Origin of the sequence: Bartonella sp. AP9QHHD, from assembly GCF_042195625.1 — a bacterium.
Lineage (GTDB): Bacteria > Pseudomonadota > Alphaproteobacteria > Rhizobiales > Rhizobiaceae > Bartonella.
Genome location: NZ_JBHIOP010000093.1, coordinates 17,384 through 31,209 on the forward strand (window position 1 = coordinate 17,384; position 13,826 = coordinate 31,209).

Genomic DNA, 13,826 nt, shown 5'->3' on the forward strand with positions numbered 1-13,826 from the left:
TCATCCTTCTTTGGTCATGAAAAACTTACTAGTTCCTGTGTCGTTTTTCTAACATTGCAACAATTGCATTTAACTGATCAGATGAAGGTAAAACCATAATCGTTTTATTTTCCTCTTTCCTAGCTAGATGTTGAGGTGCATAGGCAGGGATAGGAACTTTATCAAGCTGTACCATAGCAAAAGGCGCAGGATGTGCCATCTTGGACTGTGCTACTTCTGTCGAAGGAGATGTACTTTTCTCTGCCTTTACGCCCCTACTCTCTAAGCCTTCATCTATAAAGCTTGGCGCATGACCAGAACGTTCTTGAGCAAAAGCATAAGCAACATCATAAGGGCGATTATTTGTAGGAACTTGAAGCTCTCCATCACGTGATCGTTTTTCATAAAAAGCATTTCCCCCTGCAACCTGAACATAATGCATGTTTTTATACGGAAAAGACAAACCAGCGGTATGAAAAAACTTAGCGTGTTTAACTTTCTTATCTCGTTCACCCCGTAAAACGGCATCAGCCGCCTCTCTTACACGAGCAACAGATGCTTTCTCCGTCATAGGACGCGTTAAAACACCAGGAGCAAATTGCCTATATTGACCAACAACACCACAAATCGTCTTAGGATAGGCGGTTGAATTAACACGATTCATAACAACCGTTCCAACGGCAATCATTCCTTCACGGCTTGTGCGATTTGATTCAAAATACATCGCTCGCATAAGACATTGACGCTCTGTCAATGGATATGTAACCGCTTTTGTCTTATTATTATTTATTTTTCCAGCATCTAAATGACTTGAAGCACATCCCACAACAACTAACGGCGCTACACAACAGGTAACAAAAACATTCCAACGATTTTTTTTCATCTTATGCAACACATTCCTATAATCTCTGAGATATTCAAGTCTTGAAATGAGCTTTAAATGTATCTCTCAATAAAGTACATAGCTAATTGTTACCACTCAGTAAAATTTTAATACAAGAGGTAATCAAAAAGTATCTATGCAAAATAAAAAATAAAAAACTCTTAATTTACAGATCGATATTGTTATTCTTCATGGTTCAATATAGGCTATAATAACCCACACGTTTCAATTACAATAAAGTAACACTATCCACTTCTTCTACATACGAAAAAATAATACAGATATCCCCTTTAATATAAAATTTTAACAAAATGATCTGAAAGGAAATTCCCCTAGAAAACTCCCCTCCTGCCACAATACGAGTGATGATATCATCCAATATACAAATATGTCAAACCAAGAGTTAACAATCTGCCATGCTTCTCTGAAAAAACTCTTTGTTGCTTCTTTGTGCTTTGCCATAAAATGGTTATCTTATTCTTCTTATAGCTGCACTGTAAGAAAATACTCATATATCTACAAACTTATTTTATACATATAAGAAAAATTTTAATCTATTTTCTTCTCACCTACCCCAACTTTATAAGTAAGGTCATCACGAGGACGATCAGAGGACATATGGTAACCCGTTATGATATAATGCAGCATTTCAGCAATATTAGTAACATGATCACCAATTCGTTCAATATTCTTTAAACAAAACAGTAAGTGCGTACAAACCGTAATATTGCGCATATCTTCCATCATATACGTCAAAAGTTCACGAAAAAGAAAAGTATACAAAGCATCAATCTTCTCATCACGCTCACGCACCGCGTCAACACGCTCTAATAGGCGACTCGTATAAGCATTTAAGACTTCTTTTAATTGATTGAGTGCTAAAGCTGTAATTGTTTCAAGCCCATGATAAACAGAAGCAGATTGACGTATTTCTGAAAGTGCAACAGTCCTTTTAGCAATGTTTTTTGCCATATCCCCAATCCGTTCAAGATCAGAAGAAATACGAATGGCTCCAATAATTTCACGCAAATCGACAGCCATCGGTTGGCGTTTGCAAATAATAGCAACCGCTTTTTCATCAATGTCACGTTCTGCTTCATCTAAAAACACATCATCGGCAATCACTGTCGTTGCAAGTTGAAGATCACTACTCACAACCGATGCGACAGAACGTTCAATCATCCTTTCTGCATGGCTCCCCATTTCTGTAATCCTTACTCTTAAATATTTTAGTTCTGCATCATAAGAACGGACAGTATGTTTCATAGACATATCTTACACTCCTCAATTCACCTATCCAAAACGCCCCGTAATATAATCTTGTGTCCGTTGCTCTTTTGGTGAGGTAAAGATCATTTCAGTCGCACCAACTTCTACCAAATGCCCTAAATGAAACATAGCCGTATATTGAGAAACACGTGCGGCCTGTTGCATGGAATGCGTTACGATAACAATTGTATAATTTTGCCGTAACGCATCGATAAGCTCTTCAATCCGTGCTGTTGCAATGGGATCAAGAGCTGAACAGGGCTCATCCATCAAAATAACTTCAGGACTAACCGCAATAGCACGTGCAATACACAAACGCTGTTGTTGTCCCCCTGATAAACTTGTTCCAAGATCATGAAGGCGGTCTTTTACTTCTTCAAACAAACCTGCCTGCCTCAAACTCTTTTCAACGACATCATGCAATTCAGAGCGTGTTTTAACTAAACCATGAATGCGTGGACCATACGCAACATTCTCAAATATAGATTTTGGAAAAGGGCTGGGCTTTTGAAAAACCATTCCAACACGAGCGCGCAATTCTACAACATCAATCCGTGTGTCATAAATATTCTCCCCATCTAAGGTAATAAGACCAGTTGTTTTAGCGCCTTCAATTGTATCATTCATACGGTTAAAACAACGCAAAAAAGTTGACTTTCCGCATCCTGATGGACCAATCAAAGCAGTTACTTGATGTTCAGGAATATCAAGTGTAATACCGTGGAGTGCTTCTTTATCTCCGTAAGAAACCTTCACATCCTGACCGCGCATTTTAATCTTCATTACAAAAATTCACCTTACAAAAATCTTATCAAAGCTGTTGTTTTATTAAAATTACTGGCGGCGTTCAAATCGTCGACGTAAAAAAACCGCAGAAATATTCATGATCGCAAGAAAAATCATCAATACAATAATAGCACCTGATGTCTTTTCAACAAAAGCACGCTCTGCTTCACCCGCCCACATAAAAATTTGAACAGGCAAAGCCGTTGCTGGATCCATGGGGGTCGTAGGAATATTAACAACAAAAGCAACCATTCCAATCAAAAGCAAAGGAGCTGTTTCACCCAAAGCCTGAGCGACTCCAATAATTGTGCCTGTTAAAATGCCAGGCGCAGCTAAAGGAACAACATGATGAAAAATCATTTGTGTTTTTGATGCTCCCAACCCCAAAGCTGCAGAACGAATAGAGAGAGGAACAGCACGCAGAGCAGAACGTGTTGCAATAATGATCGTGGGAAGAGTCATGAGCGCTAAAACAAGACCACCAACAAAAGAGGCTGAACGTGGTAATCCTAAAAAATTAACAAAAAAAGAGAGTCCTAAAAGACCAAACACAATTGAAGGAACAGCTGCAAGATTATTGATATTAACCTCTATAAAATCTGTAAATTTATTTTTGCGTGCATATTCTTCTAAATAAAGAGCCGTTGCTATGCCTATCGGAAGGGAAACTAATAAAACGATGCCTATCATATAAAGAGAACCAATGATCGCAACACCTAATCCCGCAGTCTCAGGACGACTTGAAGCGCCAAATGTAAAAAAACCAATATTAAATGTTTTATAAAGCGTACCATCATGCGCTAAACGCTTTATCCATTCTATTTGTCGATTAGAAACTTTACGGTTTTTTTCTGCTACACGCAGATCAATCTGTCCCTTATAAGCAGAATCAATATCCGCAGATGCCAAAACTTTAACTTTTTGCATTGTGCCAATCAGTTTTGGATTTTTTGTCACCATTTCACGCAGTTGAACACGGACACCATTTGAAAACATACGGTTAACGTCCAAAAGAGAGGCTCGATCATTTTGATTGATATTAAGTTTCTTCGCTAAAGCATTGCGTACAAGAAGTGGATAATTCGCCGTCATGAGCACTTGTGGTTTTGTTTTACGTTGACCACTTGGATCAATGATCTTTTCATCCAAATAAATCGATAATGTCATTTCACTTTGAAAAAAAGCTGTATAACCCTGACTAATGATAGACCATAAAAGCGTAAATAAAAAAAATAAACCAATAAAAATGGCAATCAAACCATAGGCACGAAAACGACGTTCAGCCCAATACCGACGCTTGAGACTAATATTGCGACGAGGAAAAAAATCTTCATTCATTCATATTGTTCCCGATATTTACGCACAATATAAAGAGCTAGAATATTCATCAAAAGTGTCATAACAAAGAGCGTCATCCCTAAGGCAAAAGCCACCAGAGTTTGTGGAGAATTAAACTCAAAATCACCGGTCAATTGATTAACAATCTTAACAGTCATCGTAGTCATTGCTTCGAAAGGATTGAGTGTTAAATTTGCTGCAACACCTGCCGCCAAAACCACAATCATTGTTTCTCCAATTGCACGCGATGCCGTCAACAAAATAGCCCCCATAATCCCTGGAAGCGCTGCTGGTATAACAACTTTTTTAATTGTTTCAGATTGCGTTGCGCCTAAACCATAAGAACCTTCACGTAAAATGCGTGGAACAGCCGTAATAACATCATCCGATAAAGAGGAAACAAAAGGTATCAACATAATTCCCATCACAACTCCAGCAGTCAAAACACTTTGTGCCATAATAAAACTAACCCCGTCTGAGAGAGAAGCAGAGAGATCTCGTAAAAATGGTCCCACAACCTTCAAAGCAAAAAAGCCATAAACAATCGTTGGAATGCCAGCAAGAACTTCTAACAATGGCTTCACAATTGCTCGCAATCGCGCAGAAGCATACTCCGCCATATAAAGAGCTGAAAATAGTCCTATAGGTACAGCAAAAAGCATGGCAACAAATGCAATATAAAGCGTACCAGCAAGAAGCGGTATTAGACCAAATTGTCCTACTTCATCGCTGGAACCGCTCGCGGAAAAACGCGGATCCCAAACTGTTCCTAAAAAGAAATTTGAAAAGGATACAGACTGAAAAAAGCTTACTGTCTGAAAAAGCATAGAAAGCGCAATGGCTATTGTTGTCAAGACTGCAACAATAGATGCACAAATCAATCCAATAATAATAAAAGATTCAACCTTATTACGGGCACGTTGATGAGGCGCAATTTGCATCATTCCACAGATAAAACCAAAGGACGCAATAGCAAAAAGAAAAACATAACCTATAAACTTAAGCTTTTCAGAAGAGAATACCCACGACTGTGCTATTTTGAACACATCATCCGATGCTTCATCGGATAAAATCAATCCCTTCGCGAGTAATTGTGCCTGCACTTCCTTATAGGAAGCGGTAGAAAGATTCCCCTCAAAGCGATGAATCTTTTTGACGAGACTTCGAAGTGTCTCCCAAAGTAGATCGTGATTTACAGGCTCTGTTACATGCGCACTATACGCCCCCAGCTCTCGAGAGGCATTATATTCTAAATAAATTGTACTCCCAGCATCCCAAACAATTAAAAAAATAAAAGCTGGAATAACAGTAATCAAAAATGTCCACCAGCCATAATAATACGCACGAGAATGCATTTTATGTTGTCTGTATTCAAGAATGCGTGCTCGCATATAAGAAATACAAAAGCCACAAAATCCAAAAATCAATAATAGCAAAACAATGAAGGAAATGCGCATTTTATCTTTCAGTTTTTATAAAAAAATAGCACCCAAATTTCCTATCTCAGAAATCCAACAAATTTTCCCTGCAAATTATTTCAATGTCATTACTCGACCAGCAGAAAAATCAGAACGCTGTGCTTGACGTTCCTTTTCAGGAGAAACAATCAAACCATATTCAGCCAAAGGACCCTCTGGACCAATCATTTGATCAGAAAGAAAAAAATCAACATACTCTCGCAAACCTGAAATAATACCTAAATGTGCTTTCTTAATATAGAAAAAAAGCGGACGAGAAACCGGATATTGTCCACTAGAAATCGTCTCAACTGTTGGCGCAAAACCGTTAATATCGGCAACCTTTAGCCTATCAGCATTATTTTGATAAAAAGACAAACCAAAAATACCAACCCCTGTTTTATTAGAAATTAGACGCGCAAATGTTTCAGAATAATCACCATCAATATCAACCGCTTTTCCATCCTTACGTACCGCAATACAAGCAGTGTGTATCTCCTTATCATCCATTCCTAAAGACTTCATCACCTCAACTGCCCCACTCTCTTTACACCCCTCAGTAAGTAATTTTTCCTCAAAAACTTCACGTGTCCCATGCTTCTCCCCAGGAATATACGCTGCTATCGTCCAATCAGGAAGAGCACTATTGACTGCACTCCATTTCAAAACATTATTCGGTTGCAACTTTCCGTCTATAATAATTCGAGCAGCAAGGGCTTTATAAACATCTACTGGCTGTAATTTCCAATCAGGTCCCTTAATATCAGTTGCAAAAACAATGCCATCATACCCAATACGTATTTCCTCAACATCTTTTACACCAGCATCAAAACAAGACTGTAATTCACTCGGTTTCATTGCTCGCGAAGCATTAACAATATCAACAGTGTTCTCCCCAATACCACGGCAGAATTCCTTAATACCAGCTCCTGTTCCTCCCGATTCGATAACAGGAACCTTAAAATGGGGATAAATTTCTCCAAATGTTTCAGCAACAATCTTTTGATAAGGTAAAACTGTAGATGAACCAGTAATCTGTATTTGATCGCGCGCATTGCCTCCATTTGCTGACAGCAGTAGCGCAAAAATCAATCCCACTCCAATTGATAATACTTTGTTCATCTATAAACTCCCTAAAAATTGAAAACAAAGCCTCTTAATTTATATTATACGGTCATTCTAGTTCACATTTGCAACATAACAAATATAAAAAACAACATGGATCATTTTTTTAAAACCATGTTTTTGTCCTCTGTCAAATAAATTCATTTGAACGCTTGAACTCAATAACATCCCAAAACAAATGAGCAACATCCGTACCGCAGAAGCGTTTAATTTCACGAATTCCCGTAGGAGACGTCACATTAATTTCTGTTATATAATCTCCGATCACATCAATCCCCACAAAAAGAAGACCGCGTTCCTTTAAGGCTGGACCAATGCGTTCACAAATTTCATAATCACGTTTTGTTAACTCCACATTTTCCGCGCGACCTCCAGCATGCATATTAGAGCGCACATCTGTTTCTGTCGGAATTCGATTAATAGCTCCAACAGGTGTACCATCAAGCAAAATAATCCTTTTATCTCCTTTTCGTACTGCCTCTAAATAGCGCTGAACAATAAAAGGTTCGTGATAAATTTCTGCAAACATTTCTAACAATGATGCTAAATTGCGATCATCTTGTCTTAAATAAAAAATACCAGCGCCCCCATTCCCATAAAGTGGTTTAACAATAATATCGCCAAATGTCTCTCTAAAAGCTGTTATTTCTTCAATATCTTTGGTAATTAATGTTTCTGGCATCAGATCAGAAAATTCAGTAACAAAAATTTTTTCTGGACTGTTGCGTACCCATGCAGGATCATTCACAACGAGTGTTTTAGGATGAATACGCTCTAACAAATGAGTTGTTGTGATATAATTGAGATTAAAAGGTGGATCTTGGCGTAAAAGAACCACATCCATATCTGTTAATTCCGTACGAACAGGCTTTTCTAATCGATAGTGGCTTCCCTCTTTATCATGTACAATCAATGGCTCTAGTCGTGCAATCACACAACCATCGTATAGAGATAAACGATCTGGTGTATAATGGAAGAGAGAGTGTCCACGTTCTTGGGCTGCTAAAGCGAGTGCAAATGTCGTATCTCCTTGAATCCGAACTGTTGAAATATGATCCATCTGAATGGCAATTTTCATAAATAAATCCTCTCTATCCTAAAAGCAGACTGGTCTATGCATCATAAACTTAGTAAACAATAAAAGAACTATGACAAGAGAAAATTTATGACACAAGAAACAGATATAAAATTAAACAACAAAGAAATCGAACGCTATGCACGCCACATCATTTTGCCTGAGATTGGTGGTGCAGGGCAACAAAAGCTAAAAACAGCACGTGTTCTTGTTGTAGGCGCGGGTGGTCTTGGTGCTCCTGTCTTAACCTATTTGGCTGCCGCAGGTGTTGGAACCCTTGGAATTGTCGATAACGACATCGTTTCACTTTCCAATTTACAACGCCAAGTTATTCATAAAACAAATGCAATCAACAAAAGCAAAACAGACAGTGCTGAAACCACTATAAAAGCAATAAATCCCCATGTTGTAGTTGAAAAACACACCCTACGCTTAGATAAAAGTAATGTGGATAAACTGCTCAATGCTTACCACATCATTGTTGATGGAAGTGATAATTTTACCACACGCTATCTTCTCGCTGATCACGCTGCCCAATGCAAAAAACCTCTAATAAGCGGTGCTGTAGAACGTTTTAATGGCTCATTAACGGTCCTTATGCCGTATAAAGACAATAATCCTCACTATCGCGATTTATTTCCCACCACTCCAGCTCACGGGACTATCCCAACATGCGCTGAAACTGGAATCATCGGTGTTTTACCTGGCGTTATTGGGACCCTACAAGCAATGGAAGTTATTAAAATGATCACAAACATCGGAGAGCCATTAGTAGGAAAGATTCTTCTCTATAATGGATTATTAGCGCAATTTAATATTATTACTTATAAACGCTCAAATTATAAAGAAAATACCATAGTTATTAAGAAGCTTGGAGAATCATGATTATGTCCTCTCTTCCACTAATTTTTAGCACTCTCGCAATATGTATTGAAATACTAATTAATTTTATCGCAAGTCATCGAAACATTGTAACCAATGAAACCTATTAAATTTATCACAAATATGGCAAACCTTTTGTGAAAAAATAATTCTCTATAATGGATTATCAGCATAATTTCATGTCATCGTCTATAAATGGACAGAGACTCGTGGGAACGCAGCTGCTATCAGTATTCTTGTGTAAAAAATTTTCGACGTAGATAAAAATACAATCAGCAGAACTCTATTCAACTATTTTACTATTCACACATAAAAATTGTTTCACATGAAAGTGCTTACTTCAAACCATAACCTATAAATAAATAATTTAAGTCATATTTTAGTGATCGATACTATAAAAGGTCAATGATCTGTCCGTACATCTCTAACCTCAAGAGAAAACGTCTATTCATCGAGCATCATAAAATGCAGCTTAGGATTATTGCACGTATAAGAACAATCAATTGTCTCTGTTCATAAGAAAAATACATGGGACTTGATGTAAAAGTACATAGGGATTGATGTGTATAGAAGGATTGAGATAAACCTCATGGAGAGCTTTAATTACATAATTATTGCATTCAGAAGCAGAAAGCTGCGGCTCATGAATTGATAATCCTTCAGCAATAATTTCACAGACAAGTATATGTAGAAAAAGTGAAGCACACAAATCTTGAAAACCAATCCACAGACGACAGCGTAAAGAGTGCATTTTTATAAAAGATCTCTTTAAAATAAGCGAGTAAATATGCAATGTTAAATATGTTCTGTTTTGCGTGAGGGGCGTTCCCCCCTAACAAAACATCAATAAGAGCTCTTTTTATAAAACTGTGAAACTAAAATTACAAAAAAATCAGACTTCTTTCTAAAATTAACATCTATGGTATAAGTTAATTTGGCTCGTTCGCTTTATTATTATCCATTGGTAAAGGAACAGGATGATCGGATAAACTGCGTAAATAAAGCAAGAGATCGGCACGATCTTGGTCATTTTTAATTCCACGAAAAGACATAATGGTCCCAGGAAAAGCTTCACGTGGAGAATGTAAATAACGATCTAACGTTACAAAATCCCATTTTTGATCAGAATGAGCACGTAATGCCCGTGAATAAGCAAAACCTGCTGCTGATGCCAAAGGGCGGTTAACAATCTCCCAGAGAACTGGACCAACACGCCCTGCTTCATTGCGTCCAGATGTGTGGCATATGGCACATTGGCGAAAAACTTTACGGCCATTTTCAAAATTGCCTTGTTGAAGGCGGCTATTTAGTGATAGGGAAACATCAGGTGCTTTTTGTTTTTCTTGAAATATATCATTCTTGGCAACTGTATGATGATATTGGACTGATGTAGGATGATCATAAACTATATTGCTGAGTGTGGAAATCCCCACAATAGCGACCAGCACACATAAACAAGCACAAATAAAATAAATAAATCTCGAGCGATTCATAAAAACTCAAATGTTCACGGTTTTATTACCATTTTTAGTTTAAGCTTTTTCTTTATAACACACAATATCATAAATGCATCACAGATGACATTGGGAATCTTACAATGGCTCTTGAACCAATTATTCTTATTCCTGCCCGTATGGGCTCAACCCGTCTTCCTCAAAAAGCTCTCGCTGAAATTGGCGGAAAACCGATGATTGTTCATGTCGTAGAACAAGCCAAAAAAGCTGGAATAGGACGTACAATCGTTGCAACAGATCATAATGATATCGCTAAAGCTGTTGCAGATTATGGGCATGAATATATCATAACACGAGGTGATCATAAGTCTGGATCTGATCGTATTTATGAAGCTTTAGTGCGCATTGATCCTGAACAACGCTACAACGCCATTTTAAATATACAAGGTGACTTACCAACAATCATGCCTCGTGAAATCATTCGTGCGCTACGCCCTCTAGAAAATAGCTTTACTGATATTGCAACCTTGGGTGCCAAAATCATTGAAGAAAATGAAACAAGAGATCCCAATGTTGTCAAAATCATTGGTACACCGCTTTCTCAAAATCGCCTTCGTGCTCTTTATTTTACGCGCGCCAAAGCACCTTATGGAGAGGGTCCTCTTTATCACCATATTGGAATATACGCCTATAGGCGCGAAGCACTTGAGAAATTTGTATCATTCAAACCCTCACCACTTGAGAAACGTGAAAAACTTGAACAATTACGTGCATTAGAAAACAATATGCGTATCGATGTGGAAATAGTCGATACAATTCCCTTAGGTGTAGACACACAACATGATCTCGATAGAGTTTGTGAGATTTTAGCATGAAAATACTTAAAAAAACCAATAAAATTTCTTTCCAAGGAGAATACGGCGCTAATTCCCATATTGCTTGCTCCAATATGTTCCCCAATATGGATGCTGTTCCCTCTGCTACTTTCGAAGACGCCCTTAATTTAGTGGAAAGCGGGAAAGCTGATCTTGCTATGATCCCTATTGAAAATACCCTTGCGGGACGCGTTGCAGACATTCATCATCTTTTACCACAGTCATCTCTTTATATTATTGATGAATATTTTTTACCTATCCATTTTCAACTCATGGTTTTGCCCGGCGTTACACATGACGAAATTAAAACCGTCCACAGCCATACGCATGCCCTTGCACAATGCCGAAAAATCATACGAAACAACGGTTGGAAACCTGTTGTTTCTGCTGACACCGCTGGAGCTGCAAAATTTATTAAAAAAAATGCTAAACGTTCACAGGCTGCCTTAGCACCTTTAATCGCAGCAGAACTCTATGGACTTGATATTCTTGAAAGAGATGTTGAAGATAACCCTCATAATATTACCCGTTTTGTCATCCTTTCACGCTCCAAACGGCATGTCCCCAAACCTCAAAATGGCGAAAAAATCATCACCAGTCTTCTTTTTCGAGTGCGCAATGTCCCCGCTGCTCTCTATAAAGCTATGGGAGGATTTGCAACGAATGGTATCAATATGACAAAATTAGAAAGCTATCAAATTGGTGGAAATTTCAATGCAACACAATTCTTTGTTGATATTGAAGGACATCCTGAAGACCCGATGATGAAACTTGCCTTAGAAGAATTATCTTTCTTTTCTGCAGAACTGCGTATTATCGGTACTTATCCAGCACAAAACGATCGAACATCGTATATATAAAAGCAATTAAGCTGCCATCATTTTTATTGATATCAAAAAACATCATAAAAATTTCATAATGTAACCCATCTTGAAAGGGCTCGTTTTTTTCTACTCAACACCCTTCATAAACACTGAAGAAGAAAAAACAGCTCGTAATAGAATATATAAATTATTTTCATAATATTTTCTCACAAATTATATCATGATAAACCGCACTTCAACTTGTATAAAAAACAGTGTAAAAAAACACAGTAACCAAAAATAAAAACGCTTGTACCATCTATTTCCCTTTGATATATTCAAAGAGAGCCTCTTGAGAAAAGTCATTTCCTCTGACAATATTCCAATAAAGATAACGAACTTCTAAATTAGCTCTCAAAACAATTCAAATTATTATACATAATAGAGCATTCGAATCTCTTAGATTAATGTCATTCTAAACATGGTTTAAAACTAGAAAATGCAACTTAGCCCTGATTTTAGCGTTAAGTTTGAGCTTTTATCTTTATAAAAATTGATTTATGATTCACCTCACTTTAGAAAAAGGAGAGGATAATGAAAAAAATCTTCATGCAAGGATTATTAGCCGCAAATATTCTCGCCTACTCTAGTGGTGCGTTTGCTGGCTTTGGTGAGAGAAAATGGAATTTTGGGCTGGATGAAAGTGTTGTGATCATCCCATCCGATACAATCCATCAAGGAGCTGAATACTCTTGTAGTATCTTTGAACCGAAGAAAGTATCCTTTACTTTATCATACTCTGCCCCTTCTGATTTAAACAAATTGAGAATTTTTGTTGATGATGAAAAGAAAATAACCCATGATAAAGAAAAGAAAATCTTTACCCTAAAAAATATAAAATCTCTTCATATAAGTTTTCCTTGGTCAGGACATTATATTTTTAAAAATATTACGAACAAAAAAGTTGTTGGAACAGATTGTGACACAGGAGGTTATGATTAACAATATTTCTATAACATCTAAATTTGAGTAGAGTTATTCTTTTTTTAGGTATTTTTTTCAAAATAGGGCATAATGAGCCATTAAAACTAATCGCTGAAAAGCTTATTTTTATCCTAATATGGCAAACCTTAAGCTGCTTATAAGGTTAGATATTAAAGAACTTTTGCGAAAACTAAATGACTAAAATTAAATTGTTCTGTATTTTCTACTATCAGAGCTATTTTTTTAATAAGAATATAACTTCTATCTTCGCAACTGCTTTATTTTAAGTACTATAAAGCACATCGTACCCAAATCACTTAGATAAACAGAAAAGTAAAATTTGCTCTACAGATGCATTCCTCGCTGCATTTTAAATCATACTCATTCAGCTTTTGTAAAAATTCATCTCGCTTTTCCCTCCTTATTAAAGGATATAATTATTTGAAACTATAAAATGTCGCTTATATCGAATAAGAACCATTTTTATGCTTATAAAATCAGTACCCCCTTATTTCTATAGCGTTTAATGTTGCATCTTCTCTTGCATGAGTACAGTCCCTTAAAAATATATGAAACCTTTTCTCAAATAATGAAAATTCATATATTGATCCATCTTGTGATAAACATCAATGTTTTTTAATTAAAAGAACAAGCACGCAAAAAAAGAGCGATAACATCTACTCAGTATTTATATACGTTAAAAGAAAAAATATTACATATTTGATATTCTCATTCACTATAGAAATGAGGTGGTTCTCTTATAAGATATTTAATATATTGACTTATCATTATAAGACTTTGATTTTCTTACACTGAATTACAACCACAAATAAAGTAAGATCCTCCCATCTTAAATCTCATATTGAATCCATTAAAATCGTTTCCTTGAAAGTTACAAATGAGAGTGGTGTGTGAG

The 13,826-nt window shown here is 36.8% G+C and carries 12 protein-coding genes; 4 read left to right on the forward strand and 8 right to left on the reverse strand.

All coding sequences use genetic code 11. From position 1 onward, the window contains the following. Nucleotides 1-28: 28 nt before the first annotated feature. From ACFIK4_RS08230 to gshB, 7 genes are all read right to left on the reverse strand, one after another. Nucleotides 29-862 (reverse strand): cell wall hydrolase, encoded by an 834-nt coding sequence (locus ACFIK4_RS08230; RefSeq protein WP_375613326.1) that lies wholly within the window; start codon nt 860-862, stop codon nt 29-31. Nucleotides 863-1,411: 549 nt separating this feature from the next. Further along, nucleotides 1,412-2,134: a phosphate signaling complex protein PhoU gene (gene phoU / locus ACFIK4_RS08235; RefSeq protein WP_375638370.1), complete on the reverse strand. Its 723-nt coding sequence runs from the start codon at nt 2,132-2,134 to the stop codon at nt 1,412-1,414. A 21-nt stretch (nt 2,135-2,155) separates the two neighbouring features. Continuing rightward, nucleotides 2,156-2,914: a phosphate ABC transporter ATP-binding protein PstB gene (pstB, locus tag ACFIK4_RS08240; RefSeq protein ID WP_375611792.1), complete on the reverse strand. Its 759-nt coding sequence runs from the start codon at nt 2,912-2,914 to the stop codon at nt 2,156-2,158. 51 nt (nt 2,915-2,965) lie between these two features. Then, on the reverse strand, nt 2,966-4,255 hold the full coding sequence (gene pstA, locus ACFIK4_RS08245; protein ID WP_375611793.1) for a phosphate ABC transporter permease PstA: 1,290 nt from the start codon (nt 4,253-4,255) through the stop codon (nt 2,966-2,968). Then, entirely contained in the window at nt 4,252-5,712 is a 1,461-nt protein-coding gene (gene pstC, locus ACFIK4_RS08250) for a phosphate ABC transporter permease subunit PstC (RefSeq protein WP_375611794.1), read from the reverse strand. The genes pstA and pstC overlap by 4 nt, the downstream gene beginning before the upstream one ends. A 75-nt stretch (nt 5,713-5,787) precedes the next feature. Next, nucleotides 5,788-6,834 (reverse strand): PstS family phosphate ABC transporter substrate-binding protein, encoded by a 1,047-nt coding sequence (locus tag ACFIK4_RS08255; RefSeq protein WP_375611795.1) that lies wholly within the window; start codon nt 6,832-6,834, stop codon nt 5,788-5,790. Nucleotides 6,835-6,967: 133 nt separating this feature from the next. Then, nucleotides 6,968-7,915, reverse strand: coding sequence for a glutathione synthase (gene gshB / locus ACFIK4_RS08260; protein WP_375611796.1), 948 nt, complete (start codon nt 7,913-7,915; stop codon nt 6,968-6,970). A gap of 87 nt (nt 7,916-8,002) precedes the next feature. On the opposite strand from gshB, the gene ACFIK4_RS08265 reads away from it, so the two are divergent. Next, on the forward strand, nt 8,003-8,797 hold the full coding sequence (locus ACFIK4_RS08265) for a molybdopterin-synthase adenylyltransferase MoeB (protein WP_375638369.1): 795 nt from the start codon (nt 8,003-8,005) through the stop codon (nt 8,795-8,797). Nucleotides 8,798-9,723: 926 nt separating this feature from the next. Here ACFIK4_RS08265 and ACFIK4_RS08270 read toward each other — a convergent pair. Then, the gene (locus tag ACFIK4_RS08270) at nt 9,724-10,287 is read right to left on the reverse strand and encodes a c-type cytochrome (RefSeq protein WP_375634582.1); all 564 of its coding nucleotides are present in this window, start codon (nt 10,285-10,287) and stop codon (nt 9,724-9,726) included. Between the two features lie 104 nt (nt 10,288-10,391). Between ACFIK4_RS08270 and ACFIK4_RS08275 the strand changes: the two genes are divergently transcribed. The 3 genes from ACFIK4_RS08275 to ACFIK4_RS08285 all read left to right on the forward strand — a co-directional run bounded on the left by ACFIK4_RS08275 (nt 10,392) and on the right by ACFIK4_RS08285 (nt 12,928). After that, nucleotides 10,392-11,123, forward strand: coding sequence for a 3-deoxy-manno-octulosonate cytidylyltransferase (locus ACFIK4_RS08275; RefSeq protein WP_375632301.1), 732 nt, complete (start codon nt 10,392-10,394; stop codon nt 11,121-11,123). Continuing rightward, nucleotides 11,120-11,983, forward strand: coding sequence for a prephenate dehydratase (locus ACFIK4_RS08280; RefSeq protein ID WP_273790573.1), 864 nt, complete (start codon nt 11,120-11,122; stop codon nt 11,981-11,983). Before ACFIK4_RS08275 ends, ACFIK4_RS08280 begins: the two co-directional genes overlap by 4 nt. Before the next feature lie 537 nt (nt 11,984-12,520). After that, nucleotides 12,521-12,928: a hypothetical protein gene (locus ACFIK4_RS08285; protein WP_375675740.1), complete on the forward strand. Its 408-nt coding sequence runs from the start codon at nt 12,521-12,523 to the stop codon at nt 12,926-12,928. The last annotated feature ends 898 nt before the right edge of the window (nt 12,929-13,826 follow it).